At 68.1% G+C, this 25,982-nt stretch carries 28 protein-coding genes; 11 read left to right on the top strand and 17 right to left on the bottom strand.

Annotated features, from left to right (window positions below):
• The first annotated feature begins 37 nt into the window (after nt 1-37).
• Nucleotides 38-1,204, top strand: a complete 1,167-nt coding sequence (locus B4M62_RS07510; protein ID WP_290706350.1) for a YncE family protein — start codon at nt 38-40, stop codon at nt 1,202-1,204.
• A gap of 24 nt (nt 1,205-1,228) precedes the next feature.
• On the opposite strand, the gene B4M62_RS07505 is transcribed toward B4M62_RS07510, so the two are convergent.
• Nucleotides 1,229-2,290: an LLM class F420-dependent oxidoreductase gene (locus tag B4M62_RS07505; protein ID WP_290706349.1), complete on the bottom strand. Its 1,062-nt coding sequence runs from the start codon at nt 2,288-2,290 to the stop codon at nt 1,229-1,231.
• Between the two features lie 215 nt (nt 2,291-2,505).
• Here B4M62_RS07505 and B4M62_RS07500 point away from each other — a divergent pair, with 215 nt between their 5' ends.
• From B4M62_RS07500 to B4M62_RS07475, 6 genes are read left to right on the top strand one after another with little or no spacing between them, the layout of a single operon-like run.
• Nucleotides 2,506-3,747, top strand: coding sequence for an inorganic phosphate transporter (locus B4M62_RS07500; RefSeq protein WP_290706348.1), 1,242 nt, complete (start codon nt 2,506-2,508; stop codon nt 3,745-3,747).
• Nucleotides 3,748-3,774: 27 nt separating this feature from the next.
• Nucleotides 3,775-4,047 carry a hypothetical protein gene (locus B4M62_RS07495; protein ID WP_290706347.1) on the top strand — a complete coding sequence of 91 codons (273 nt, stop codon included), beginning with the start codon at nt 3,775-3,777 and terminating at the stop codon, nt 4,045-4,047.
• Nucleotides 4,048-4,065: 18 nt separating this feature from the next.
• Nucleotides 4,066-4,365, top strand: coding sequence for a DUF3349 domain-containing protein (locus tag B4M62_RS07490; RefSeq protein WP_290706346.1), 300 nt, complete (start codon nt 4,066-4,068; stop codon nt 4,363-4,365).
• Nucleotides 4,366-4,423: 58 nt separating this feature from the next.
• Complete coding sequence (locus B4M62_RS07485) at nt 4,424-4,801, top strand: DUF3349 domain-containing protein (protein ID WP_290706345.1); 378 nt, start codon at nt 4,424-4,426, stop codon at nt 4,799-4,801.
• 5 nt (nt 4,802-4,806) lie between these two features.
• The gene (gene menE, locus B4M62_RS07480) at nt 4,807-5,988 is read left to right on the top strand and encodes an o-succinylbenzoate--CoA ligase (RefSeq protein WP_290706344.1); all 1,182 of its coding nucleotides are present in this window, start codon (nt 4,807-4,809) and stop codon (nt 5,986-5,988) included.
• 29 nt (nt 5,989-6,017) lie between these two features.
• On the top strand, nt 6,018-6,944 hold the full coding sequence (locus B4M62_RS07475; RefSeq protein ID WP_290706343.1) for a 1,4-dihydroxy-2-naphthoate polyprenyltransferase: 927 nt from the start codon (nt 6,018-6,020) through the stop codon (nt 6,942-6,944).
• 33 nt (nt 6,945-6,977) lie between these two features.
• Here the strand turns inward: B4M62_RS07475 and B4M62_RS07470 are convergent, their stop codons facing one another.
• The 3 genes from B4M62_RS07470 to B4M62_RS07460 form a co-directional block, all read right to left on the bottom strand.
• Complete coding sequence (locus B4M62_RS07470) at nt 6,978-7,793, bottom strand: Clp protease N-terminal domain-containing protein (RefSeq protein ID WP_290706342.1); 816 nt, start codon at nt 7,791-7,793, stop codon at nt 6,978-6,980.
• Between the two features lie 38 nt (nt 7,794-7,831).
• Complete coding sequence (locus B4M62_RS07465; RefSeq protein ID WP_414651806.1) at nt 7,832-8,068, bottom strand: helix-turn-helix domain-containing protein; 237 nt, start codon at nt 8,066-8,068, stop codon at nt 7,832-7,834.
• A gap of 80 nt (nt 8,069-8,148) precedes the next feature.
• Nucleotides 8,149-9,216, bottom strand: a complete 1,068-nt coding sequence (locus B4M62_RS07460) for an HNH endonuclease domain-containing protein (RefSeq protein WP_290706340.1) — start codon at nt 9,214-9,216, stop codon at nt 8,149-8,151.
• Nucleotides 9,217-9,249: 33 nt separating this feature from the next.
• Here B4M62_RS07460 and B4M62_RS07455 point away from each other — a divergent pair, with 33 nt between their 5' ends.
• Complete coding sequence (locus B4M62_RS07455) at nt 9,250-10,041, top strand: YggS family pyridoxal phosphate-dependent enzyme (RefSeq protein ID WP_290706339.1); 792 nt, start codon at nt 9,250-9,252, stop codon at nt 10,039-10,041.
• Nucleotides 10,042-10,138: 97 nt separating this feature from the next.
• Here the strand turns inward: B4M62_RS07455 and B4M62_RS07450 are convergent, their stop codons facing one another.
• The 4 genes from B4M62_RS07450 to B4M62_RS07435 are packed head-to-tail and all read right to left on the bottom strand — an operon-like array spanning nt 10,139 to nt 14,876.
• Entirely contained in the window at nt 10,139-12,688 is a 2,550-nt protein-coding gene (locus B4M62_RS07450) for an ABC transporter permease (RefSeq protein WP_290706338.1), read from the bottom strand.
• Nucleotides 12,688-13,395, bottom strand: a complete 708-nt coding sequence (locus B4M62_RS07445; protein ID WP_290706337.1) for an ABC transporter ATP-binding protein — start codon at nt 13,393-13,395, stop codon at nt 12,688-12,690. The genes B4M62_RS07450 and B4M62_RS07445 overlap by 1 nt, the downstream gene beginning before the upstream one ends.
• The gene (locus B4M62_RS07440) at nt 13,392-14,525 is read right to left on the bottom strand and encodes a PLP-dependent cysteine synthase family protein (RefSeq protein ID WP_290706336.1); all 1,134 of its coding nucleotides are present in this window, start codon (nt 14,523-14,525) and stop codon (nt 13,392-13,394) included. The genes B4M62_RS07445 and B4M62_RS07440 overlap by 4 nt, the downstream gene beginning before the upstream one ends.
• Before the next feature lie 12 nt (nt 14,526-14,537).
• A complete protein-coding gene (locus tag B4M62_RS07435) occupies nt 14,538-14,876 on the bottom strand; it encodes a DUF4229 domain-containing protein (RefSeq protein WP_290706335.1) in 339 nt (112 codons plus the stop codon).
• Between the two features lie 194 nt (nt 14,877-15,070).
• Between B4M62_RS07435 and B4M62_RS07430 the strand changes: the two genes are divergently transcribed.
• Nucleotides 15,071-15,310 (top strand): BldC family transcriptional regulator, encoded by a 240-nt coding sequence (locus tag B4M62_RS07430; RefSeq protein ID WP_290706334.1) that lies wholly within the window; start codon nt 15,071-15,073, stop codon nt 15,308-15,310.
• An 89-nt stretch (nt 15,311-15,399) separates the two neighbouring features.
• Nucleotides 15,400-15,579, top strand: coding sequence for a hypothetical protein (locus tag B4M62_RS07425; protein ID WP_290706333.1), 180 nt, complete (start codon nt 15,400-15,402; stop codon nt 15,577-15,579).
• Nucleotides 15,580-15,651: 72 nt separating this feature from the next.
• Here the strand turns inward: B4M62_RS07425 and ccsB are convergent, their stop codons facing one another.
• The 7 genes from ccsB to B4M62_RS07390 all read right to left on the bottom strand — a co-directional run bounded on the left by ccsB (nt 15,652) and on the right by B4M62_RS07390 (nt 22,653).
• The gene (ccsB, locus tag B4M62_RS07420; protein WP_290706416.1) at nt 15,652-16,629 is read right to left on the bottom strand and encodes a c-type cytochrome biogenesis protein CcsB; all 978 of its coding nucleotides are present in this window, start codon (nt 16,627-16,629) and stop codon (nt 15,652-15,654) included.
• Nucleotides 16,630-16,634: 5 nt separating this feature from the next.
• Nucleotides 16,635-18,296 (bottom strand): cytochrome c biogenesis protein ResB, encoded by a 1,662-nt coding sequence (resB, locus tag B4M62_RS07415; RefSeq protein ID WP_414651805.1) that lies wholly within the window; start codon nt 18,294-18,296, stop codon nt 16,635-16,637.
• Entirely contained in the window at nt 18,251-19,060 is an 810-nt protein-coding gene (locus B4M62_RS07410) for a cytochrome c biogenesis CcdA family protein (protein ID WP_290706332.1), read from the bottom strand. Before B4M62_RS07410 ends, resB begins: the two co-directional genes overlap by 46 nt.
• Nucleotides 19,057-19,653 (bottom strand): TlpA family protein disulfide reductase, encoded by a 597-nt coding sequence (locus tag B4M62_RS07405; protein ID WP_290706331.1) that lies wholly within the window; start codon nt 19,651-19,653, stop codon nt 19,057-19,059. Before B4M62_RS07405 ends, B4M62_RS07410 begins: the two co-directional genes overlap by 4 nt.
• A gap of 3 nt (nt 19,654-19,656) precedes the next feature.
• Entirely contained in the window at nt 19,657-20,325 is a 669-nt protein-coding gene (locus B4M62_RS07400) for a histidine phosphatase family protein (protein WP_290706330.1), read from the bottom strand.
• A 12-nt stretch (nt 20,326-20,337) separates the two neighbouring features.
• Entirely contained in the window at nt 20,338-21,675 is a 1,338-nt protein-coding gene (gene hemL, locus B4M62_RS07395) for a glutamate-1-semialdehyde 2,1-aminomutase (RefSeq protein ID WP_290706329.1), read from the bottom strand.
• Nucleotides 21,676-21,747: 72 nt separating this feature from the next.
• The gene (locus B4M62_RS07390; protein ID WP_290706328.1) at nt 21,748-22,653 is read right to left on the bottom strand and encodes an SGNH/GDSL hydrolase family protein; all 906 of its coding nucleotides are present in this window, start codon (nt 22,651-22,653) and stop codon (nt 21,748-21,750) included.
• 59 nt (nt 22,654-22,712) lie between these two features.
• Here B4M62_RS07390 and B4M62_RS07385 point away from each other — a divergent pair, with 59 nt between their 5' ends.
• Nucleotides 22,713-24,680, top strand: a complete 1,968-nt coding sequence (locus B4M62_RS07385; RefSeq protein ID WP_290706327.1) for an acyl-CoA dehydrogenase — start codon at nt 22,713-22,715, stop codon at nt 24,678-24,680.
• Here the strand turns inward: B4M62_RS07385 and B4M62_RS07380 are convergent.
• Together B4M62_RS07380 and B4M62_RS07375 are read right to left on the bottom strand one after the other, a co-directional pair.
• Entirely contained in the window at nt 24,677-25,261 is a 585-nt protein-coding gene (locus B4M62_RS07380) for a DUF3093 domain-containing protein (protein WP_290706326.1), read from the bottom strand. The two genes, B4M62_RS07385 and B4M62_RS07380, sit on opposite strands and share 4 nt — an antisense overlap.
• Nucleotides 25,254-25,973, bottom strand: coding sequence for a hypothetical protein (locus tag B4M62_RS07375; RefSeq protein ID WP_290706325.1), 720 nt, complete (start codon nt 25,971-25,973; stop codon nt 25,254-25,256). Before B4M62_RS07375 ends, B4M62_RS07380 begins: the two co-directional genes overlap by 8 nt.
• Nucleotides 25,974-25,982: the final 9 nt, after the last annotated feature.

Genomic DNA, 25,982 nt, shown 5'->3' with positions numbered 1-25,982 from the left:
CTGCCTCCAAATTTCAGCTTAGGCTAACCTGACCATCATGCCTCCGCACTCGCTCCTCGCCCGCACGACCACCTCGGCGCTGGCCGCCGCATTGTTCCTCGGCACGATCGCCGCCCCCGCCGCGAGCGCCGTACCGACCGATCCGGCCGATCGCTTCTGGAAGTCACAGCCGGCACCCGCCGTGCCGCAGCAACCCGGCTACCAGATCACCGGGTACAACGTCGGCAAGGGCAACTACCGCGGCGCCATCGACCCCCAGACCGGCAGCCTGTGGCTGACCAACGTCTCCCCCTTCGACGGCGCCTCGGAGTCGTCGATTCTGGAGGTCGATCCGAACAGCATGGAGGTCCGCAAGCGAATTCCGGTCACCAAGAAGATCACGAACACCGGGCACGGCTCGATCGCCGCCCAGTACGAGATCGGCGTCCCCAGGACCGGCAACACCGTATGGACGACGGGCGCGGCCGCCAACGAGGTCAACGTTTGGGACAAGCACACCGGCCGGCTACTCAAGACGTTCGCCGGTGTGCAGCACGCACACGGCATCGTCTTCGCCGAGGCGATGGGAGTGGCCATCATCTCCACCACCAGGCCGGGCGGGCTGGTGTTCTTCGACCTGAACACGCTGCAGCCCATCGGCCGCGCGGTGATGCCCGGCGGCCCCAAGCAGATGGGCGCCGGCATCGCGATCACCGACGTCTCTGCGGTCGGCGCGACCGTGACGCTCCCGTCGTACTACAGCTCGCTAACCCAGTTCCGGATCACCCGCCCCGGTGGCGGTGCGGTCAAGAGCACCATCACCTGGAACACCACGATCAGCGAGCAGGGGCACGGCTCCATCGTGGCGGACCCCCGCACGAATCGCGTCTACGTCAACGACCTGTATCAGGGCCTCGTCACCGTCCACGACCTGCGCACCGGCCGCCACATCAGCGATGTCTTCACCGGCCCGGGTACCAACTCGCTGCTCGTCTTCGGCGGCAAGGTGTACGCGGCCAACTATTTCGCCGGCTACCTCTCGGTCATCGACCAACGCACCCTCGGCGTCAGCCGTCTGCTCACCACCGGCATCGCACCCAACCAGCTGCTGGGCTGGAAGCACAACACCTTCCTGGTGATCGACAAGTCGAGCATCATCGTCGACGGCGGCTACACGGGCAACCGCGGCACCGATCACATCTGGAAGGTCCGTCGCGTCGGTTGATCGGCGCGGTCGACCGCGGTGGCCCTACGCCATGATCTCGGCGAGGGCACCCATCGTCGCGACCCGGTCAGCGTGGGTGCCCGCGACGGGGCTGGCCAGCATCACGCCGACCCCGGCGGCGGCGAATGCCGCGATCCGTTCGGCGATGTAGGACTTCGGTCCGATCAGGCTCATCGCGCGAACGAGTTCATCGGGCACGGCCTCGGCGGCCTGCTCCTTCTTGCCGTCGAGGTAGAGATCCTGGATGAGCTTCGCCTCGTCGACATAGCCGTAGCGCTGCACCAGCGAGTTGTAGAAGTTCTTCCCCCGCGCACCCATGCCGCCGATGTAGAGCGCGGCGTGATGCCGCACGCCGGCCAGCGCATTGCCGATCAGATCGTCGTCCTCGGTGATCAGCGCGGCCGCCTGCACGACGATCCGCAGATCACCCAGCGACGGATCCCGAAGCGCTTTGCCCTTGGCCAGTGGCTCGCCGAACGCCGCATCGACATGCTCGGGATGGAAGAGGAAGGGCTGGAGTTCCTCGTACAACTCGGCGGCCAACTCGACGTTCTTCGGTCCGATCGCCGCCAGCAGCATGGGGATGCGTTCGCGGACCGGGTGGTTGATGATCTTGAGCGCCTTACCCAGCCCGCTACCGCCGTGCTCGACGTCGAGCGGGAGTGTGTAGTGCTTGCCCGCGAACTCGACCTTCTCACGCCGCCACACCTGCCGGCAGATCTGGGCGTGTTCGCGCGCCCGCCCGAGCGGAAAGTCGTACTTCACCCCGTGGAAGCCCTCAATGACCTGGGGACCCGATGCACCGAGTCCCAGGATGGCGCGCCCACCGCTGATGTAGTCCAACCCGGCGGCGGTCATCGCCAGGTTCGACGGGGTGCGGGAGTACATCGGCAGGATCGCCGTCTGCAGTTCCATCTTCTCGGTCTTGGCGGCGATGAAGCCGAGTTGACTGACCGCGTCAAAGCTGTACGCCTCCGGCACGGCAATCCGGCGCACGCCGACGCCCTCGAAATCGGCGAGGTTCGCAATGGTCTCGCGGAAATCGCCGGCGTAGTTGATGGGCATGCCCAGCGTGATCGGAGTCATGGGTCCGATTCTGACATGCCCATCGCGGCCGACCGGCGGACACGGCTCGTTCGGCACGTGGGCCCCACCCCCGCGGACTCCGAGATGGACTCCGTCCGACGCGGAGGTTAACAGCATGTGAACAGCCACGGAATTCAGCATCTTCGCAGGTCAGGGCGATCAAAAATCCAGGGTCCAACTATGCGCTAAGGGTCCTCACAGGTCATTATTTGAGCATGAGCGTAGAGATGCTGATCCTTGTGCTGCTGGTCATGACCGCACTCGGATTCGACTTCACCAACGGGTTCCACGACACGGGCAACGCCATGGCGACGTCGATCGCCACCGGGGCACTCAAGCCCAAGGTGGCCGTCGGCCTGTCGGCGGTCCTCAACCTGGTCGGCGCCTTCCTCTCTGTCGAGGTTGCCGCGACGATCACCAAGGACGTGCTGAAGATCCAGCAGACCTCCGGTTCGTCCACCGGCGAGCTGATTCCCGGCCTTGACCCGACCAAGGCGCTGCTGATCATCTTCGCCGGGCTCGTCGGCGGCATCCTGTGGAATCTCTTCACCTGGTTGTTCGGCCTACCGTCAAGTTCGTCGCACGCGTTGTTCGGCGGGCTGATCGGCGCCGGTCTCGCCGCGCTCGGCACCTCCGGCGTCAACTGGAGCGGCATCACGGCCAAGATTCTGATCCCCGCCCTCCTCGCACCGGTCATCGCGTGCATCGTCGCAGCATGCGGCACCTGGTTGGTCTACAAGATCACCGACGTCCTGGAGTCACACCAGAAGGATGACGGCTTCCGCTACGGTCAGATCGCCACCGCGTCGCTGGTCTCGCTCGCCCACGGCACCGGTGACGCACAGAAGACCATGGGTGTGATCGCCCTCGCGCTCATCGCCACCGGCCACCTGAACGCCGAGTCCGTCTCGCACGGCCTGCCTTTCTGGGTCGTCTTCACCTGCGCGGGCGCAATTGCCCTCGGGACCTACTTGGGCGGCTGGCGCATCATCCGCACGCTCGGCAAGGGCCTGGTCGAGATCTCTCCGCCGCAGGGCATGGCCGCCGAGGCCAGCTCCGCCGCAATCATCCTCACCTCCAGCGCCGCCGGCATGCCGCTGTCCACGACCCACGTCGCGACCGGCTCGATCCTCGGCACCGGGGTCGGCCGCAAGGGCGCCGAGGTCCGCTGGTCGGTCGCCGGCCGCATGGCCGTCGCCTGGGTCACCACCCTCCCGGCCGCAGCCATCGTCGGCGCCGTCTGCTTCGGCCTGGCGCACCTGTTCGGCAATCTCGGCGGGGCGATCGTCATCTTCACCCTCCTGGTGATCCTCTCCGGGTACATGTACTGGCGGGCTCAGCAGAACAAGATCGACCACAGCAACGTCAACGCCGACTGGGACGCCGAGCGTGGCCTCATCCCCGCCGACGAGACCCCGGCTGCCCCGAAGGCCCAGCGCGAGCGCGCGGAAGCCTGATCTCGGACATCGGAAAGGAAACCTGATATGTCCGTCGTAGAGTCCATCTTCCGCGTCTTCCTCATCGGCCTGATCTTCGGTGCCGGACTGCCGGCACTGTTTGCCCTCGGTCTGCGCCTGTGGGCCAACGGCTACAACGCCGACGGCACGGTCACCAGCCACAACCCGGCCCTCAAGGCCCTCGGTGCAGTCCTGTTCGTCTTCGTCAGCCTCGCCATCATCGTCGGAATCCTGTGGATCACCCGGCAGACGATCTACTACCATTTCGACGTCAAAATCTTCCCGTTCGGCTACAAGTAACCCGAAAGCTGAGACCCTGTGAACCCCTTCGATTCGGTCGTCGGGTGGATTCGCGCCGGCTACCCGCAAGGCGTGGACCGCACCGACTTCCCCCCGCTGCTCGCGCTCCTCACGCGCGTCCTCGACGAGAAAGAGATCACCCGGGTGGCGCAGACGCTCGCCCAGGAGGCCGGGATTCCCGCGGTCACCGAGCAGCAGATCCAAGACGCGATCGCCGGCGTCACCGAGCAAACCCCCACCACCGAGGAGACCAATCAGGTCGCGGCGCGACTAGCGTCGGCCGGGTGGCCCCTGGCCGTCTCCCTGTCCGACCGTTGAGCGCACGCGTAGCCGGGGACCTATAATCATGGCACTGCACCCCGGGAGGAGGATTGCCGTGGACCGCCCCCAGCTATTGGCCTCAGTGATCCGCTGGCTGCGCGCCGGATACCCCAATGGGGTCCCACGCGACGACTACATCCCACTCGCCGCAATCTTGCGCAGGCAGCTCTCCGACGACGAGGTCCGCGAGGTCGCCAACACGCTGGCCACCGATGCCGCGGTGGAGATGGCGGTCGAGTCCGCTCCGGAGATACCCGAGATCAGTCGGGTCGATGCCGGTGTCGAGATCAACAAACTCACCGATGAACTTCCCAGCGAGGCCGATCTGGCTCGTGTCCGCGCGGTCCTCGCCGGAGCCGGCTGGCCGTTCGAGGAGGGCCCGGTCCGCTCGGGCGAATCCCACTCGGACGAGGACGCGGACTCCCCCGAGTAGCCGCTGTGCCGGTCCTGCGCGCACTGCCCCTCGCAACCGGACTCGCGCTGCGCGATTCCCTTGGCGACCTGGTCGCGATGGCCGCCGGGGCCCACTGTTTCCTGCCCGTCGGCGACGATCCGCGAGCCGCCGACCGACGATTGCTCGAATCGTCGCTCGGCGTCGGGTCAGTCGTCGAGGATCCGCAGGCGTGCCTGGTCATCGCTACATCGGGGTCGACCGGCCGGCCCAAGGGCGCCATCCACACGCCGGCGACGCTCGCCGCCTCCGCCGACGCCACCCACGCCCGCCTCGGCGGCGAGGGCAACTGGCTGTTGGCACTGCCCGCGCACCACATCGCGGGCCTCCAGGTGTTGTTGCGGGCGCTGCGTGCCGGGTTCACCCCCGTCATCACCGATCTACGCGGCGGTTTCAACGCCGATCGGTTCGCCGCCGACATTGCGCTCCTGCGCGGGCCGCGTCGGTACACCTCACTGGTCCCCCCCCAGCTCATCGCCATCCTGGCGTCACCGGCGGCGACTGCTGCAGCGGCCGGACTCGACGCCGTGCTCATCGGTGGGGCGGCGACCCCGCGGTCGGTGCACGACCGCGCGCGCGCCGCGGGCATCCCGATTGTCCGGACCTACGGGATGAGCGAAACCGCAGGCGGGTGCGTCTATGACGGCCAGCCACTCGATGGGGTTTCGGTGTCGATCGACGACGAGGGTCGCGTCGTCCTGTGCGGACCGATGGTGGCCCACGGCTACCATCGGCGCACCGACCCGGCGTTCGGCGCGCCCGGATCGTTCCGCACCGATGACCTCGGGACCATCGACGGCGGCGTCCTGCAGATCGAGGGGCGCGCCGACGAGGCGATCAGCACCGGCGGGCTCACCGTCGCACCGCACGTCGTCGAGGCGGTACTGACCGCCGACCCGGCCGTCGCCGAGTGCGTCGTGGTGGGCCTGCCAGACCGGCGACTCGGGGAACAGGTGGCCGCCGCCGTCGTCGCCTCCCCCGGCCGCACCCCCGACGTGGCCGGCCTGCGCAGCCGCGTTGCCGACCAGGTGCACCGATTCGCCGCACCCCGGCGAATCGTCGTCGTCGATCGGCTTCCGCTCCTGGGACCAGGGAAGATCAACCGCGCCGCGGTACGGGCACTACTGCGTTCCGAGGCCGGCGAAACCGAGCCCGCCGCGGTGGATTGACCGTCGCGCCCACATGGTTGAATGACCGAATGGCCACGTTTGCGCAATGGATCAACGGCGCTCGACCCCGCACCCTGCCCACCGCGCTCGCGCCCGTGATCGCGGGGATCGGCGCTGCCAATCACGTCACCGAGACGCCCAGCGCAGCACGCATCGGCGGGGCCTTCGTCGTCGCAATCGCACTGGTCATCGGCGTGAACTTCGCCAATGACTACTCGGACGGGGTGCGCGGCACTGACGACGACCGGGTCGGCCCGCAGCGGCTCGTCGGATCGGGCGCCGCCTCGCCCGCGGCAGTCCGCGCGGCCGCGGTGATCTCATTCCTCATCGCCGCGATCGCCGGCGTCTGGCTGGCGCTGGCGACGCATTGGTGGCTGATCATCATCGGCGCGGTGTGCATTCTCGCCGCCTGGTTCTACACCGGCGGCTCACGACCGTACGGCTATGCCGGATTCGGCGAGATCGCCGTGTTCGTGTTCTTCGGGCTCGTCGCCGTGTGCGGCACACAGTTGGTGGCCGGCGGCCGAATCGATGCCGTCGGAGTGGGGATCGGCATCGCGATCGGTTCCTTCTCGGCGGCGGTGCTGGTCACCAACAATCTCCGCGATATCGACTCCGATGCGGATGCCGGCAAACGAACGCTGGCCGTCCGTCTGGGCGATTACTCGACGCGGTACCTGTTCGCACTACTGATCACCCTCCCGTTCGTAACGACCCTGGTCCTGTCCCTGCACCACCCGTGGGCGCTGACCGCGCTGGGGCTGGCACCGTTCGCCAACGGTCTGGGCCGCTCGGTGGTCGGACAGGGGTCGGGACCCGAGCATGCGCCGGCCAAGGGCGCCGACCTGGTCCGCGTGCTCGGTCAGACCGGCCTGATCATGTTGGGCTGGGCCATCATCATCGCCGCGGTCTTCGCGTGGGGTGTGAACGGGGTACCCCATACGCACGGCCTCTAGACCGCCGGGGCGGGTCGCGGCGTCAAGCCGCGGCTAGGTCGTCGCATCGGCACTCGTCACGTCGGTGACGGCGCGCCGTAACGCGTCCGCATCCGGGGCGAGCGCGATGATCGCGGCGACGACCGGCCTGTCGACGTCGAGCACCGCGGCCACAATGTGCGCAGTCGACACGGCGCCGCCGCCATCGTCATCAGCCATGCGCACCGCGTCGGCAAGCGCCCGCTTGGTGGTTAGCGCGAATCGGGCTCGCCCACCATGGCCGCGTGGCCCGCGGCGCCCTCGCCCGTAGTCCCACGGACCATCGCCCGGACCGACAGTCTCGCTCCCGGGCCCGTCGCTCCACGGCTGCTCATCACCACCGCGCCACGGACCGCGGCCGCCGGACCGCTCGCCGTCGCGCGGGTCCATTCCGGGTCGGCAACCGGCGAACTCGGGCGACCCGCCGCGGCGCCCCCGGTGGCCGCGGTGGCCGCGGTGGCTGTGTCCCCGACGGTCCGCACGACGACCCCAGCCGGCGGTCAGATCGTCGCCGAAGTTCTTTTGCACCGCCGCGCGCACGGTATCCAAGTCGATGCCGAGCAGTTTCAGCGCGTCGCGATCCTCGGCATACCGGTCCTGCTCGGAACTGGGCCGGCCGTCCGCCCCCGCGGCACCCCGAACTGCTTCGCGCGCGGCCTCCAACGTGATGCCGTGTTCGGCGAATACGCCGATCAAAGGGTCCCGGGCATTGCAGAGCACTCCGAGAATCAGGTGCTCGGGGGCGAGACTTTCGTGGCCGAGATCCTGTGCCTCGGCAATGGCGAACGGGAAGACCATCCGCCCGTCGCGGTTGAGTCGTGAGCCAAACATGTGGCGTCTCCTTCGTGTTGTGTGGTCGTGTTGTGCAGTCATTCGGTGGCGCAGTCGCCCTGTCGCCGGGCGTGCTTCTGATGAACCGCCTGGCGGCTGATCTCCAGCACCTCGGCGATTTGTTGCCAGCTCCACCCGGCACTGCGGGCGTTATCCACGTGGATGCACTCAAGTCGATCGGCGAGCGTGCGCAGGGCGCGTACCGCAGCCAGGCCACGAGCGGGATCGGGGTCGGCGACCGCGTCGGCGGCTGGGGTTGTTTCTTCAGTCACCACGTCAGGTTAACTTGACAGTTACCGAGTGTCAATACTTATTGACGGGCGTTTGGTTCGCAGGGAACCCGTTACCACCTGACTCACCGCGGCCAGACGAAGTCGATCCGCGAAAGCGGCTCGATCCGCCCGGGCGCGTGCCAGACCGGTGTCACAGCAGTCACGGTCGAATAGAGCCCGCGCGCGGCCGAATCGACGCGGTCGAACTGGCTCGGCCAGTTGATGCTGTCGGCAAGCCCTTGCAAGCGCTCCCGGCCGCGATCGAGTGCGCGGGCCACATGCACGGGTTCGGGCAGGTAGTCCGACTTATCCGAATTGCACCGCCGGCACCCGATGACCAGGTTGCTCAAACCGTTCAACGGCACCCGCGACCAGGGCAGAACGTGGTCGACGTGTCGGTGTTTCGTCACCACGGAAGCGCAATAGAAGCACACGGACCCGAATTCCTCGACAAGGATCTCCGCCGGGCGGGCGAGCGATACCCGGTCGGCCCCGAACAGGTGGTGGGCGATATCCGGTTCGTTTCCGAGAACCGCCTTGTTCATCCGCTGCACGTCGTGCACCCACGCGAGCTGAAACGCCGGCTTCAACAGCGGCGCCAGCCGGGCCAACGCGTGACCAATGCCGGGGTAGAGCTCCACCTGATTTCCGTGGTCCGCGATCACCGTGACCGAATCAGACCCCAGCCACGAATCGTCATACAGGAAACACTCATGTGTATCGCTGCGGCCGGCCCGCTGGAGCCGCTTCAGCGGGTACCGCACCAAGAACCGTAAGACTTTGTCCGCACACCGCTGGTACTCGTGCGGCACCAGCCGCTGCGCGGTTTCGAGGGGGACCTCGCGTCGGCCGGGAACCTTTGCCCGCAACCCGGCAACAGCCCCCAACAGCACACTGCGCCCATCGGTGGACTGTTTGAGATCGCTGCCCAGGAATGGCCGCAACTGTCCCCAATAGAGATCCATCACCCGCTCGGTCAGCTGGCCGAGGTTGATGGACACCACGGCGGCCGGGTCGGCCGGCACCTGCTCGACGGCCAAGTCGAGCAGCGCGACGGCGACCGCCAGCTTGTACGTGCCCGTCCGGCGCCCCTCGTCGAGGATCGCCACCAACTGCTGTCCAACGGCCAGCGGGTCGTCCGACGCTGTCATGCCGCAAGGCTAGTGGAGAACCACTAGTGGACAATGAGGATCGTGACCGACTACGCCCCCGCGCATACCGTCGAGGACTTCCGCCGAAATCTTGCCACCGTCCAGGCACGCATCGACGCCGCCGCTCAAGCGGCTGGCCGCGATCCCGTCGGCGTGCGGCTGCTCCCGGTGTCCAAAACCGTCGAGGTCGATCGACTGCGCAACGCCGTCACCGCCGGCTGCACGTGGTTCGGTGAGAACAAGGTCCAAGAGGCCAAACGCAAACACGCCGAACTCTCCGCTGTCGAGACAATCCGGTCCGCTCACGATGCTCCCGGCGCCGGTGTCAAGTGGTCGGTGATCGGCCACCTACAGACCAACAAGGCCAAGGATGTGGCGTCAATCGCCGACGAATTCCAGGCCCTCGACAGTCTCCGCATCGCCGAGGCACTCGACCGTCGGCTGCAGCTGCTCGGCCGCGGCCTCGACGTCTTCGTGCAGGTCAACACCTCCGGCGAGGAGTCGAAGTTCGGCCTCCCCCCCGGCGAAGTACCAGCCTTCATCCGCGAATTGGCTCCCCTGTCGTCGCTGCGGGTGCGCGGACTGATGACCCTGGCCGCGTTGTCGTCGGACACCGACCGGGTGCGCGGCTGCTTCACCCTCCTGCGCGACTTGCGCGACCGGGTGCGCGACGACGACCCCGAGCTGCTCGGCCCCGGCGAGTTGTCGATGGGCATGTCCGGCGACTTCGAGCTCGCCATCGCCGAGGGGTCGACCTGCGTCCGCGTCGGGCAGGCCGTTTTCGGTGCCCGCGCCACCCCGGACACTCACTACTGGCCGAACTAGCGCTGGCCGAACCAGCGCTAACGCTGGGTCGCGCGGGCATATTCGGGTCGAGCGGGCACAGCCGTCCACGCGGGACCAGAATCAGCTCGCGGGAGACTTACTGGGCCGTGATCGACTCCGAGATGTTCATCCTCGCGGCACGGACCGCGGGGGTCAGGGCGCCGACGACGCACAGCCCCATCGACACCGCGACATAGAGCAGCGTCGAGGCCTGCGGCGAGTAGTGAATGGCGATCGAGGTGCTCGCCGTGAGAATCTTGTCGCTGAGCAGATGCAACAAGCCGCCCAGGACGACGCCCACGATGGAGCCGACCGCCGCAATCCCTACCGCCTCGGACAGCACCATCGAGAAGACGAAACGGCGGGACGCCCCCAGCGCGCGCAGGACGGCGAGTTCGCGGCGTCGCTCGATCACGCTCAGCAGCAGGGTGTTGAGCAGCGCGACAGCCGCCGCCACCGCGACGATCCACTGGATGGCGACGGTGAACGCACCGGACTGCTCAGCGGACTGCTGGGTGGCCCGCACCGCTTCCGCGCCGGAATAGACGTGCAGGGGGAGCCGCCCCGCCGAGTATCGCTGCGCGACGGCCTCAAGGTCCGCGCGGACGTCCTCGGCGTCGGCCCCAGGCTTCAGGCCCACCTGCAGAAAAGTGGCGCCCGGACGGTCGAACCAGTCGCGCAGCCCGTCCAGCGAGATCGCCGCGCTGCCCGAGTCGATGGCCACGTAGTCGACGACGTCGCGCACGATCAGCGAGTGATACCCCGTCGGTGTCGCAAGTCGCACGACGTCGCCGGTCTTGCGTCCGAGGTTGCGGGCCGCCACGGAGGACAGCACGATCCCATCGCCGGCGAGAACCTGCCGGAGGGCGGTCGGCTTGGTCTTCGCGATAAACGGGGCGCTCAGCCCAACCGCCAAGCCCTGCACCAAGATTCGCGCATCCCCGACGTTCACGGTGGCCCACTGCGAACCGGCGACGGCCGCGACGCCGGGTACCGCCCGGACCGCCGCGGTCACCTCGTCCCCGAACGCCGGGCCCGTCGGGATACCGTCCTTGTTAGAGGTCGACAGGTAAAATGCCGGATCGCCCAGACCCTGCAACGAGCCGGAGATCGACGACACCAGGTTCTGCAACGCGCCCGACGTCCCCATGCCGACCGCAATGGCAACGGCCACTGTCATGACTGTCGCCCACACCCGCCGCGACGCCCGTTCGGTGTTCACCGCCGCCAGCGTTCCGGCGGGCCCAAAACGTCCGGCCACCCAGGCGGCCGCACGCACCAGAATCCCGGTGAGCGCGAAACACAGCAATAGTCCGCATACGCCGAACACCGCACCGGCGATGATCGCGCCCCGCCCCGGTACCGACGTGGCCAGCACCCACGACAGCGCAATCCCGCCCAGTCCGCCTGCACCGGCGACCGCGACAACCCGTCGCGACAACGGTTTGTCGACGTCGCCGCCGGCCGCCGACATCGCCTCCACCGGCGAAACCGAGAACACCGTTCGCGCCGCCAATGCGGTCGCCCCGACGCAGGCCGCAACACACGCTCCCAACGCGACAAACGGCGCGTACACCGGCAAGTGATAGCTCACCGCGGCACCGACCGAGTTCAGCGTCATCTCTGGCAGCCGGCCGATCGCCCAGCGCCCCGCGAGGACTCCGATCGGAATGCCCAGCGCGCCGCCCACTAGACCGTAGATCGCCGACTCGCCCAGCATGTCACTGACCAACTGGCCGCGTCGCGCCCCGAGGGCGCGCACCATGGCCAGCGACGAGCGCCGCGACGCGACCGCCATGTTCATCGTGTTGAAGACGAGAAACCCGGCGATCACCAGCGAGATCACCGACACGAGCAGTGTCGAATCGCGGGTGACGGCGGTCGCGACTTCAGCCTGCTTCTGCCGGAACCGGGGGTCGACGACCACGGCGCGCCCGCCCACGATCTGCTCGGCGTCACGACGCAACTGCTGCCGGTTGGCCCCCGGCTTCGCGACGATCAGCAGCGAGTCGACCCGGTCGGGCAAGCCGACTATCTGCTGCGCCAAGGGCAGGTAGGCGAACAGGAAGTTGCCGCGGTTCAGTACCTCGGTGCCCGCGGCGGGGGCCACCTGCAGCACAGTGACCTCGACGCCGTTGAGCCGGACCCGGTCACCCTTCGCGAGGCCGGCCCCCGGTCCGGCGACCACGCCGGTCTCGAGGTCGGCAAGATCGATCTCGCCACCCGATTTGCGCAGCGCGTCCCGCAATTGCGGCGACATCTGCGTCACCCGCTGGTCCGAGCCGATCAGCAGGCTCAGTTTCGGATCGGTGGACGCCGGAGCGCCGACAGGGTCGAGCCGGACCTGCGCGCGGATCATCGGTACGACGGCCTGGGCTTGTGGCACACCTCGTCGCAGCTCCCCGGCGATGCCGGCGGGCAAACCGGTGTCGGAGATGGCTGCAACCTCGAGGGCGGCATTGCCGGTCAGCGCGGCAGTAAAGTCCCGCACCGACCCGGTCAGCGACCCGAAGGTGCCGAAAACCGCCACCAACAGCGCCGAAGCCACCACGATCACCGACAGCGACGTCGCCACCCGCAACCGGTGGGTGACGATCTCCCGCAGGTTCAGCAGCCGCACCCGCGTCAGCGCCGCGCCTGCACGCATCAGATCACGACCCGCCCGTCGCGGACCGTGATCACCTGGTCGGTAGCCGCCGCCGCGGTCGCATCGTGGGTGACCATGACCACGAGGCGATCCGGGCGGTCGTGTGCGAGGGTCGCGAGAAGTTCCAGAACCGCGGCACCCGTTCGGCTGTCGAGATTGCCGGTCGGCTCGTCGGCGAGCACGATGGCGGGGTCCATGATGAGTGAGCGGGCTATCGCCACGCGCTGCATTTGACCGCCGGACAGTTCATTTGGCCGGTGGTCGACGCGATCGTGCAGGCCCACGCGCTCGAGAAGCGCGACGGCCTCCGGCTTCGCCTTCCGGAGCGACTGGTTGTCGAGCAACCGCGGCAGCGCCACGTTCTCCCACGCCGACATCGTCGGGACCAGGTTGAAGAATTGAAAGATGAATCCGACGCGACGGCGGCGGAACTCGGAGGCTTGCGCATCGCCGAGACCGGTGAGCGGGACGCCGTCGACGACAATCTCGCCCGAAGTCGGCTGGTCGAGCGCACCGAGAATGTGTAGCAGCGTCGACTTGCCCGCGCCCGACGGGCCGACGATCGAGACGAAACGTCCCCCGGGCAGGTCGAGATCGACACCATCGAGCGCGCGGACCGTGGTATCGCCGAACGCATATTCTCGCACCAGATTCCGGGCATGGACCAGTGGCGCCCGCTCGCCGTGCGGGGTGATGTTCGCGCTCATGTGGTCTCGCCGGCCTCCCGCCAGCTGCCGTCCGCCCAGAACTGCCGCAGCGCCGTCAACGGCTCCGCAATGTGCAGGTCGGCAGTCGCCAGCCAGTCGTCGTCGAAATATGTTGCCCCGTAGCGCTCCCCTGGATCGCACAGCAACGTCACCACCGAACCGGGTTCACCGGCGGCGACCATTTCGGCGACGAGTAGCAGCGCACCATGGATGTTGGACCCGGTCGACGGGCCGACGCGCCGGTCGAGCAGTTCGGAGAAGAAGCGCATCGCCGCAACCGACGAGGAGTCGGGCACCGCGAGCATCCGGTCGATGACCTGCGAGACGAACGACGGCTCCACCCGCGGCCGGCCGATGCCCTCGATGCGGGACCCGGTTTCACTGCGCAGCGCGCCGTCCCCCGAGGAGTAGGCCGGAAAGAATACGGAGTACTCCGGGTCGACGACGCACAGACCCGTGTCATAGCCGCGGTAGCGAAGGTAGCGGCCGATGGTTGCCGAGGTCCCCCCGGTGCCCGCGCCGACCACCGCCCAGGCGGGAATCGGATACCGCTCATCGGCGAGTTGGTCGAAGATCGACTCGGCGATGTTGTTGTTGCCGCGCCAGTCGGTTGCGCGCTCGGCCATCGTGAACTGGTCGATGTAGTGGCCGCCGAGGTCGCGCGCCAACCGTGCGGCGACCTCGTAGACGTCGGCAGGATTGTCGACCAGATGGCAGCGCCCACCCTCCCGTTCGATCAGTCGCGTCTTCTCCGCCGATGTGCTCGAGGCCATGACGGCGACAAACGGCACGCCGATCAGTTTCGCGAAGTATGCCTCGGAAACCGCTGTCGACCCTGACGACGCCTCGATGACCGTCGTCGCCTCATTTATCCAGCCGTTGCTGAGCGCGTAAAGGAACAGTGACCGGGCCAGCCGATGCTTGAGCGATCCGGTCGGATGGGTCGACTCGTCCTTCACGTAGAGGTCGACCCCGACGCGACATCCATCGTTGCCGGTCCACTCCGCCCACGCCGGGAGCGCGACCTTCAGGAGGTGGGTATCTGCCGAACGACGGCTGTCGGCCTCGATGACGCGTACGGCGCGACGCACCCAGTCCCGATTGGCACGATGATCGACGCTGCGAGTCATGTCAGCCCGGAGTCAGCTACCGGGCTTGCGCAGCCGGCGCTGCAATTCGTCGCGCCGGCGCGCCCGCTCGTCGTCGTAGGCGACGATTCGGCTGTTGACCTTGATCCGCAACGACTTGAAAAGCAGCAGGCCCAGCGGAAGGGCGATCAGCACGCCGAACGCCGCGGCGACGATCACCGGGACCGTCTGACCCAGGAGTGCGCCGCCCCCCAGGATCGCGCCGGTGATGATGGCGACCAGGATCAGCCGCGCCCCGATGTAGGCGGCGACCGCGGCGATCAGTGCGGGGAGGCTCACCGGCTCAGACCCGGCGGAGTCCGGCAACGGCCGCGGAGCGTCTTCCTCAGTCACCCTGTCACCCTATCTGCCGTCGATGGAGCCGCGTGCCACGGACCGTCATACCGACCCGCAACCAGCCCCCAATCTCCCAAACCCGACAATTTGACCATCTCTTTACTGATTGTTGAAGGTTCGAACAACCGGCCGACCAGCGGGTAAAACGGTCCCAAGCAGTGAATTCCGACTATCCGCGACGAAGGACCTCCATGACTACCATCCACGCACCGCTAACCACCGGGCTGTCGACCATCACCGCGGCCAACGCAGGCCAGTTCAACCTCAAGCCCGCCGACGTGGCCGCAATGTTCAGCGTCAACCCGAAGACCGTGGCCCGCTGGTCCTCCTCGGGCCTGCTGCAGTCGATTCGCACCCCGGGCGGGCACCGGCGCTACCGCGAGACCGACGTCGTCGCACTGCTGAACAACCGCGACGACCTGCCCGCGTAGGCCCGCCCCCGGTTCTTCCCACCGGGGCGGCCCAGTACGACCATCGCCGGTGAACCTCACGTATCGTGGAGGAGTACAGGAGGTTTGCCGTGCACTACGTACTGTTGCTCGCCCTTGTCGTCGCCCTCGGCCTAGTCTTGTGGCGCATGACCCGCACGCCGGGCGACGCCGCACCGCACCACCACAGCCCACAGCGCCCGATCGGGCCCGACGACGATCCGGACTTTCTCCTCGACCTGCGACGGAAGAACCGGGATCGGGATACCTAGCCCCCGTGTTTCGCCCATCCCCCATCAATCGCAGTGGGATGGGCGAACCGGCGTGGGATCGTCCGCGCTGCGCTACACGCCGGCGTAGGAGTGCAGCCCGGCGACGACGAGGTTGATCGCGAAGAGGTTGAACAGCAGCGTGACGAACCCGATGATGTTGATGACCGCCGCCTTGTCGCGCCAGCCCGCCGTTGCCCGTGCGTGCAGGTACGCCGCATAGATCACCCAAGCGATGAACGAAACCGTCTCCTTGGGATCCCAGCCCCAGAATCGGCCCCACGCGGCCTCCGCCCAGATGGCACCGCAGATCACACCGAGGCCGAATAGCGGGAACGCAAACACCACGCACCGGTAGGCAATGCGGTCCAACCGGTCGGCGGCCTGCTCGCCGAAGATGCCGAACGTGTTGTTCAGCAGGAACAGCATGCTCGCGATCCCCGACACCAGGAGCACGCCGGAACTGATCGAGATGATCGAGACGTGGATCATCAACCAGTACGACTTGAGGGCCGGCACCACGGGGGCGGCCTGGGTGTAGAGGTACTTGCCGCCGATGAACAGCATCAAGACCACGGCCAGTGTCACGAATCCGAGGTACTTGCGGTTGGCGGGCGCACGCAGCGCGACGATGCCGCCGACCATGCAGGCGATCATCGTCAACGAGATGAACTCGTACATATTGCCCCACGGCATGCGATCGGTGGCGATCCCACGGGTGACGATCGAACCGAGTTGGGCGAGGACGCCGACGACGGCGACGGCGTAGCCCATGTTCACGAACCGCTGGCTATTGGAGCGAGCTTCCGGTGGCACAACGCGGCCGGGACCGGAATCATCGGCCGATACCACCGGCCCGCCGACGTGGGCCAGCTCGCGTGCCGGTCGCTGTTTGGCGAATCGGTCCAGGCTCGCCGCATAGCCGGCGAAGAGCAGCAGCATCGCGATGGCATAGACGCCGATCGCGGTGCCGTACAGCAGGTCGGAGTAGCGCGCCACGGTCTGATCGATGTGGACGACCACTTCGCCGGTATCTGCCAACACCTGGTTCACACCCGTCACCTCTTATCGTTCTCATCCGCCACGAGGGCACGCGCCTGCTCGGAGAATCCGTCGCCCCACCCCGCCGAATCGGTGCGGGCCAGGCCGGCCACCGTTACCACGGTACGTCGTTGCCCGTCCGGGCCGCCATCGACCACTACGATCCTGGCCCAGATGCGCCGGCGCTTCACCAGCAGCGACACCAGCAGGCCGATCAACATTACGATCGCCGACACCAGCACCCACTTCTGGGCGGGATCGTTGGACACCTGCACCGACACCCAGCGCCGATATCCGTCGAAGCTCACCGTCGTGCCGTCGTCGAGCCGCAGGACGCCGCCCGGTTTCATATTCGCCTGTCCGACCCGGCTCAACTGGCCGCTGTGCATCAGTCCGGTGTCCAGCGCATAAGTGTTCTGCGGACGGCCCGAATCCAATCCGGTATCACCGCGGTAGACGCGGATCGCGACGTACGGGTCCTTCGGAATCGGCGACGACGAGGACAGGAGCGTGCCGTCGAACTTCGCCGTCGGCGCGAATATCCCGTCGATACCGATCTGATTGCGTCGGCGGGCCTTCTCCACCGGATACATTCCGGCCGGCGGGTCGACACGCACCGCCCCCGACGACAGCATCGTGTTCATCACCTCTGGGGCGAACGGCACCGTCTGCGTGCGCTTCTGGCCACCGGGAAAGGTCACGGTGAATGTCGGGGCAAAGCCGTTTCCCAAGACGTAGACGCGACTACCCGCCAGCCGCAACGGCTCATTGACGCGCACCGTGGCGACCGGCCACGTCGCCGGATCGGTGGCCGGCGCCCCCTCGGTGTGGCGCATCGCCGCGGTGTACATGTCGGGTTGTCCGTTGGGCAGGAACGATGCGGTGAAGTCATCCACCCGGATGCAGAACGGCTGGAGTTCGGTGCCGTCGACCAAACGCCCGGCGCGGAACGAATCGTAGACGGCCGTCGAGGTGTTACACATGCCCTGCTCGCCGTCGGCGACAAGAATGCGTGTGCCCTCGTAGCCGTACATCTTGCCCACCGCCAGCGCCACCAGCAGGCTCAGCAGCGCGAAGTGGAACACCAGGTTGCCGAACTCGCGCAGGTAGCCCTTCTCCGCCGACACCTCGTAGGTCCCGGCCCTACTCTGCTCGGGCGGGTATACCGTCGTCCGCCAGCCGTGCAGGTTGGCTTCGATACGCTGCGCCAGCGCCTGCGGTTCGATGTCCTCGTCGACCTCGATCTCCTCGTGGCGCGGCATTCGCGCGAGGTTGCGCGGCACCGGTACCGGGCGGGCGCGCAGACTGCGCAGATGCTCGGCCAGCCGCGGCAAGAGACAACCGACGAGCGATACGAACAGCAGGACGTAGATCGCGGTGAACCAGCTGCTGGCGAAGACGTCGAATAGTTGCAGCCGGTCCATGACGGTCCCGAGCCAGCCGTGATTGTCGATGTAGTCCTGGGTCTTGCTTGCATTCAGTGGCCGCTGCGGCAACAGTGCGCCGGGGATTGCCGCCGCCGCCAGTAGGAACAGCAGGGCCAGCGCGGTGCGCATCGAGGTGAGCGAGCGCCACAGATTGCGCACCGGGGCGACAACGAACCGGCGCAGCGGCGACGGACGCACCGGCGCGGTCACAACAGCAGTCCGGCGTCGGGCGTGAACCGCGTCTGCAGCCACGCAATGATGTGATCCCACATACCGGTCACCAGCGCGAAGCCGACGAGCAGCAGGGCGATGCCGCCAATGATCTGAATGGTCCGCGTGTGCCGGCGAAGCCAGCCCCAACTGCGGACCGCCCACGTCGACGACAACGCCAGCACGAGGAAGGGGATGCCCAATCCCGCGCAGTAGGCGACCATCATCGCGACCCCCTTGGCGGCGGTCGCCCCCTCGGTCCCGGTAACGGTGGCGACGATGGCGACCAGGGTGGGTCCCAGGCACGGCGTCCAGCCCAGCGCGAACACCGCACCCAGCAGCGGCGCCGCGAACACGCCGGATCGACTCCCACTCACCCGCTCGGGCGACAACCGGCGCTCGGTTTGCAGCGCCGGCACCAAGCCGATGAACACCAGGCCCATGAGGATGGTCACCAGCCCACCGACGATTTGCAGCGGCCGCCCGCCGGCGCCGCTGAACCGATCGGTGATGCCGAAGACCGTGGCCATCGCCAGCACGAATACCACGGTGAAGCCGAGGACGAACAGTATCGCGGCGCCGACCACCCGCCGGGTACCCTCGCGCCGGAGTTCACGTGACTCCGCGACGGAGACCGCCGGCGCCTGGGCCCCGACGAGACCGGCCAAGAAGGAGAGATAGCCGGGCACCAGCGGCACCACGCACGGCGAGGCGAAGGACAGGAAACCGGCGAGCGCGCACGCGCCGAGCGCCAGCAGCAATGGCCCGGAGGCCGCTGCGTCGGAAAGTGCACTGGCGGTGATCACTGGTCGGCGAGCACCTTGTCGATGGCCGCCTTGAGTTCGACCGCCTCGACCGCCCGCAGGTACACGACCGCCGGCCGGTGCGCCCGATCGAGGACGATGGTCGTCGGAACGACCGACGTCGGGGTGGTCAGCGCGGCCAGCCGGGCCCCGGTGAAGTCGTAGATGGACGGATAGTCGATGCCGCGATCGGTGACGAAGTCACGCGCCGAGCCACGGTCGTCGCGCAGGTTGATGCCCAGGAACGCCACGCCCCGGTCCCGGGTCTGGTGAAAGGTACGCAGCAGCAGGTCGGCCTCGCCCCGGCACGGTCCGCACCACGAGCCCCACACGTTGACGACGACGGCCTTCCCAGCGAAGTCCGCGAGCGCGACCGGCTTGTCGGTGACCAGTTCCGGCCCCGATAGCGGCGCCACCGGCTTGCGGTGCGCCGGCTCATAGGTGATCACGGTCTGCCCGCCCGGCGAGACGAACTGCCAGGTGTCACCCTGCCGGACCGCGTCCTTCCCGGTGGCACACCCGGTTAGCGCCACGGCAATCACCGCGGCCGTTGCCGCCGCCGCAGTCCGCGCTGCGGAGAAGGTCCACCATGCCACGGGTCAGGCTCCCCGGACCAGTGGGTCGGTCTCGCCCGCGGGCTCGGAGTAAACAATGTCGATGAGTGCGTCGCCGTCGTAGATAAGGCTGGTCACCGAGGCGAGCGAGCATTGCCGCCGGCGCGGATCGTGCCACAGTCGCTGACCTTCTAAGAAACGCCTCAGCGTGTACACGGGGAGCTGGTGGCTCACACACACGGCCTCGGCGCCGCGCGCCGCGTCGCGGGCGGTGGTCGCCGCTCCGAGCATGCGGTGCGCGAGCTGGAGGTACGGCTCACCCCACGACGGGGTGAACGGGTCCCGCAGCTTGCGCCAGTGCCGCGGCTTGGACAGGGCGCCGTCGCCGACCGACACCTTGAGCCCCTCGAAGACGTTGTCCGCCTCGATCAGGTCGGCGTTGGTGCGGATCTCAAGGCCGTGCGCCGCGGCGAGCGGGGTCGCGGTCTCCTGCGCGCGCTGCAGCGGCGAGGCGAACACCGCGGCGATGTCGTGGTCGGCCAGCGAATCGGCGACGGCTTGGGCCTGGAACCGGCCCGTCTCGGACAACTGGAAGCCCGGCAGTCGCCCGTACAGGATTCCCTCGGGATTGTGCACCTCGCCGTGCCGCATCATGTGTACGACGGTGTGTTCGCCGGTACGCACACCGCTGCTCCGAATGGTCTTGTCGCTCATCAGACTGTGGTCCTACTCCCCGCCGGTGGCGGCTGCGGCTGCGGCGGCCGCACCGGGCAGCGCGGCAGCAATGGTGGCGAAGGCATCGTCGTCGAGCGCAGTCGAGACGAACCAGGCTTCGAACGCACTCGGCGGCGCGTACACGCCCGCGTCGAGTAGCGCGTGGAACAGCGGGGCGAACCGGTAGGTCTGTGTGGCGCGCACCTGTTCGTAGTCGGTGATCGGCGTCGCCGGATCGTCGGTGAAGAAGACGCTGAACAGGTTCCCCGCATACTGCACCCGGTGGCTGACACCGGCGGCGGCGAGCGCCTCGGTGAGTAGCCCGCCGATCCGCTGCGCGTTCTCATCAAGTGTGGCGTAGTCCGCGGCGTCGGCCGTGCGCAGCGTGGCCAGCCCGGCGGCCACCGCCACCGGGTTACCCGACAGGGTGCCCGCCTGATAGACCGGACCCGACGGAGCGAGGTGATCCATCACGTCGGCACGACCGCCGAAAGCGGCAGCGGGCAGCCCGCCGCTCATCACCTTGCCGAAGGTGTACAGGTCTGCGCCGATACCCTCGAGGCCGAACCACCCGGCAGGACTGACCCGAAACCCGGTCATCACCTCGTCGATGATCAGCAGCGCGCCGTTGTCGTTGCACAGCTGCCGCAATCCGGCGTTGAAGCCCGGGACCGGTGCCACCGCCCCCATGTTCCCGGCGGCCGCCTCGGTGATGACCGCGGCGATCTGCCCGTCGTAGTCGGCGAAGGCGTCGGCGACGGCGGCGAGGTCGTTGTAGGGCAGCACAATCGTGTCGTGGGCGGCCGCGCCGGTGACGCCCGGCGAGGTCGGCAGACCCAGCGTCGCGACACCCGAACCCGCGGCGACCAGCAGGGCATCGACGTGACCGTGGTAGCAGCCGGCGAACTTGACGATCTTCGGGCGCCCGGTGAAGCCGCGGGCCAGGCGCACCGCCGACATCGTCGCCTCCGTGCCCGAATTGACCAGTCGCACCTCCTCCACCGGATCAATGCGGGCGACGATCTCCTCGGCGAGTTCTACTTCGGCGAGGGTGGGCGCGCCGAAGGACAGGCCACCGGTGGCGGCGGTGCGCACCGCGTCGACGATCGCCGGATGGGCGTGGCCGAGAATCATCGGACCCCACGAGCACACCAGATCGACGTACACGTTGTCGTCGACGTCGGTGAGCCGGCACCCCTGCGCCGAGGCAATGAAACGCGGGGTGCCGCCGACAGCGGAGAACGCCCGCACCGGCGAGTTCACTCCGCCGGGAATGACGTGTGCGGCCCGAGTGAACAGCTCGGCCGAGACGGCAGCGGCGCGCGCCGGGCGATCGGGGGAGGCAGTCACGGCTTCCAGTGTGGCAAAGTCACTCGGCAAACCCCAATTCGGCTCAGCCGGTTGTAAGGTTGCCCGGCCCGGTCAGTTCAGTGCGGCGAGAACGGCCTCGGCGATCGCTCGTTGGCCTGCCGCGTTGGAGTGCACCGTCGTGCGGATCCGCGATCCGAGCATTGGCTCGATCCAGCGCTCGCCCGGTGGCGCGCAGGCATCATGACCGCGCGACGCAGACCACAGATCGAGGTACGTCGCGCGATGCGCCCGGGCAGCGCCGGCGATCGCGCCGTTGAGCCGGAGCTGCACTCGGTTGAGGTAGTCGACGTCACCGGCCGCGATGCGCATCGTCGGGTAGCAGCCGTGCCGGGGTGGCAGGAGGCGCGGATACCCGACGATGAGGACGCGGGCCCGGGGCGCGCGCCGCGTGACCAGCGCGACCGCTCCACTCAGCGCCGGCGCGATCGTGCCGGCAATCTGGGCGTCGACCTGCGCCTCGTGGGCCTGACGACAGGGTGCGCCGGCGACGTCACGGCCGGCCAGGGCCGAGCATTGGGCGACAGCATCGGCGAAGAGCCGGCCATCATTGCCGCCGATCATCATCGTGACCAGCTCGGTCGCCGGCCCCAATACGCCGGCCTGTGGGGGGACGCCGAAATATTGCGCGGCCGAAAGATCTGCGGTGCCCGCGCCGGCACACGACATGTCTGCGAACGCCGATTCACCGAATCCGGTCGGGTGCCGGGCCGCGACCAGCTGCCCGAAGTCGAGCCGACTACGCAGGCACATGGCCGGCGAGTCCGCGACGATCGGGTCGATCCCGGATCCGGCGGCGAAGCTGTCACCGAGGTGGGCATAACGCACACCGGGATGGAAACCCGGATACGTGCTGGCCGACGGGGCACTGCGGATCGGGGGTCCGTCGCGCCCACATGCGGTCATCGGCGCGGCGACTGCGCACAGGGCGACCGCCGCGGCCACTCGTTTGATCCACACGCGTTCGAGGTTAGGCCGCACTCCACAACGGCGGGCTGCCTGACCCCTATGGTGGAACCATGGCGGCGCAGACAGATCCGACCGGTCCCGGCCAACTCGACGACACGACCACCCTCGACGGACTGCGGGCTGCGCTCGACGGCCGGTGGCAGGCCACCCGCGACGAGCTTCGCGCGGCACTGAATCGGCGCGATCTGCTGCCCGACCCGTCCCTGGATCTCAGTGCGTCGCGCGCGAAGATCCTGGCGGAGATGACCGAACTCGCCGCCGCCGACTTCGCCGCCGCCGGCTTTCGCGCCGACCACGGCGGCACCGGCGATGTCGGCACGGCGATCACCGGCATCGAGATGCTCGGTTATGCGGACCTGTCCCTGATGGTCAAATCCGGTGTGCAGTGGGGGTTGTTCGGCGGCGCGATCGAGAACCTCGGCACCGAGCGTCATCATCGGCGCTACGTGGCCGACATCATCAACCTCGACTTGCTCGGGAGCTTCGGCATGACCGAGACCGGGCACGGCTCCAATGTGCAGGCGCTGGAAACCACCGCCACCTACGATCCCGCCACGCAGGAGTTCGTCATCGCGTCGACGACGCCACTGGCCCGCAAGGACTACATCGGCGGCGCAGCCGAACACGCCACCGTCTCGGCGGTGTTCGCCCAGCTGATCACCGCGGGTCCGGGCGAAGAGCCCCGCGACCACGGTGTGCACTGCTTCTTCGTGCCGCTTCGCGACGCCGACGGCAACGACCTGCCCGGCGTCACCACCTCCGACTGCGGGTACAAGGGCGGGCTGCGCGGCGTCGACAACGGCCGCATCGTGTTCGACGAAGCGCGCATTCCCGCCGAGAATCTGCTGAACCGCTACGCCGACGTCGCCGCCGACGGCACCTACAGCTCCCCCATCGAGGGTGACAACCGGCGCTTCTTCACCATGCTCGGCACCCTCATCCGCGGTCGTGTCTCGGTGGGCGCCACCGCCGGGGCCGCCGCCCGCAAAGCACTGACGCTGGCCGTGCGGTATGCGCTGGTTCGCAGGCAGTTCGACGCACCCGACGGGGCGCAGGAGATCACGATCATGGACTACCGCGCCCATCAGCGCAAACTCTTGCCGCTGCTCGCCAAATCGTATGCGCTGGCCTTTGCGCAGAATGAACTGACCGCTGAGCTGCACGACGTGCAGTCTCAGGAGCCGGACGGCGTCGAACCGCATCGCCAGCGGCTGCTGGAGAGCTGGGCCGCCGGCCTGAAGTCCTACGGCAGCGCCCACGCCAGCCACACCATCAACGTATGCCGCGAAGCCTGCGGCGGGGCCGGTTACATGGCTGAGAACCAGCTGTCGATCCTGCGCGGCGACATCGACGTGTTCACCACCTTCGAGGGCGACAACACGGTACTGACCCAGCTCGTCGGCAAGGAGATGCTCGGCATGTACTCCGACGAGATGCGCGGACTCAGCACGGTCGGATGGGTGCGCCTGGTCGCCGGCCTGGTCGGCGACGTCGTCGCGGAGAAGACCGCCGTCCGGCAGGTCGTGCAGACCCTGCTCGACTCCTCCGACGAGGATCCGGACAAGTCAGACCTGACCGACCGGGCGACCCAGGTCCGGTTGCTCCGCAATCGCGAAGACCACCTACAGCGCACCTGTGCACAGCGATTGCGCCGAGCCGCCGACGCCGACGACCCGTTCGCCGTGTTCAACGACGCGCAGGACCACCTCCTCGCGGCGGCCACCGCCGGCATCGAGCGCCAGGTCCTCGAATCCTTCATCCAGGCCATCGACGAGTGCGATTCGAAGTCCGCGGCCGAGGTCCTCGGCACAGTGTGTGACCTGTTCGTCTACTCCGCGCTCGAAGCCGACCTGTCTTGGTTCCTCATGCACCGGCATGTCTCGGTGGAGCGGGCCAAGGCGATCCGGCGCGGGGTCAACCAGCTGTGCGCAGACCTGCGGCCCCAGGCGCGGACCCTGGTCGAGGCCTTCGGCATCCCCGAGGAACTCCTCGTCGCCCCCATGCTGGAGCAGGGTTAGAGCCCCAGCTGTACAGCAAGATGCGCCTGGGTGAGCTCGGTGCGCAGACGGTCCACGTCGCGGGCCCAGGCTTGCGCGAGTTTGCCGTTGACCATCTTGACGCCGATGCCCTTGCGCCCGCGGGGGACGGCGGGCAGCTCACCGAGCGCCGGCGCCTTCTCCCAGTCCTTGTACTCACCGCCGTTATTCGGCGGGTAGATCGTGCCGATATCGGACAGGTTGATCCGGCGGGTCCCGCAACGCAGCGTCTTCTCGGTCAGTTCGACACTCGCATATTTGCGCGCCGCGGTGATGAAAAGGTAGACCGGCCCGGTGATGACGATGAGGAAGATCATCATCACCGGCCAGTGGATTTGCCCGGGGCCGAGCGCCTCCATCGTCAGGACCGCACCGACCAGCAGCGGGCCGATGGCGATCGGCCACCATCCGCTGCCCGACTCGGCGAGCAAAACCTCGCCCACGTCCTCGGGGAGCGGCGACAGTCCGTCCCCGGCCTCGGCGACCTCGTCGTCACCCGGCGCGGCGTCCTCGACGACGTCCTCGCCAAACCCGGCTGCGCCAGTCTCGTCAGCCTCACTCACGCGTGCCTCCCGACCCGTCCGGCGGTTGGTGTGACGTGGGCGGTGGCCGGTGGGCGCCCGGATGATTCGGGTACTGCTGGGGCGGATGCGGCTGGGCCGGATACTGCTGGGCCGGACCCTGCTGGGCCGGACCCTGCTGGGACCATCCTCCGGGCTGCCCTGCGGCCGACACAGCCGGCGCCTTGACCAGAGCGCGGAATTCACCCATTTCCCGACAGTACGTATCGGAATCACGGCGCATCAACAGGAGCAGGGCACCGCCGGCGCAGCCCGCGGCGATGATCTGCGGCGCCTGTGTCCACGTCGGCTGCCCGGTGAACGCCATCACCGCACCTACCAGCACGTAGGCACTCAACCCGGAAAGGATGAGGCGGGCCCAGTTGTGGCCGGCCCGCAAGAAGTACATGACGATCAGCGCGATCACCGCGCCCACCAGCACGGCGACGACGAGGGTGGCGATGATCAGTCCCGGGTTGGTCATCAGCTCCGCCGACCGGCGCGCAGATTCGCTCGCGTCTTTCGGCAGGCCGGCCAGGTGCTGGTCCATCGCATCACGGGCCAGCGGATAGCTGCCGAGCTGCGCCACCGCCAGGGCCGCGATGACCACCAGCCACAGCTCGGTAGCGATGGCGACCGAAGCGGCCAGGGCGGGCCGCTGCGGCGGCTCCGGCGCGGCAGCGCCCACCGGTTGAGGTAGTTGGGGGTACGTCATGGGTTCAGG

It is taken from the genome of Gordonia sp. UBA5067 (assembly GCF_002414845.1).
In the GTDB taxonomy this organism is placed as follows: domain Bacteria; phylum Actinomycetota; class Actinomycetes; order Mycobacteriales; family Mycobacteriaceae; genus Gordonia; species Gordonia defluvii.
Note: the sequence above shows the minus strand (reverse complement) of the source record. Positions and strands in the feature narration are given on the sequence as shown.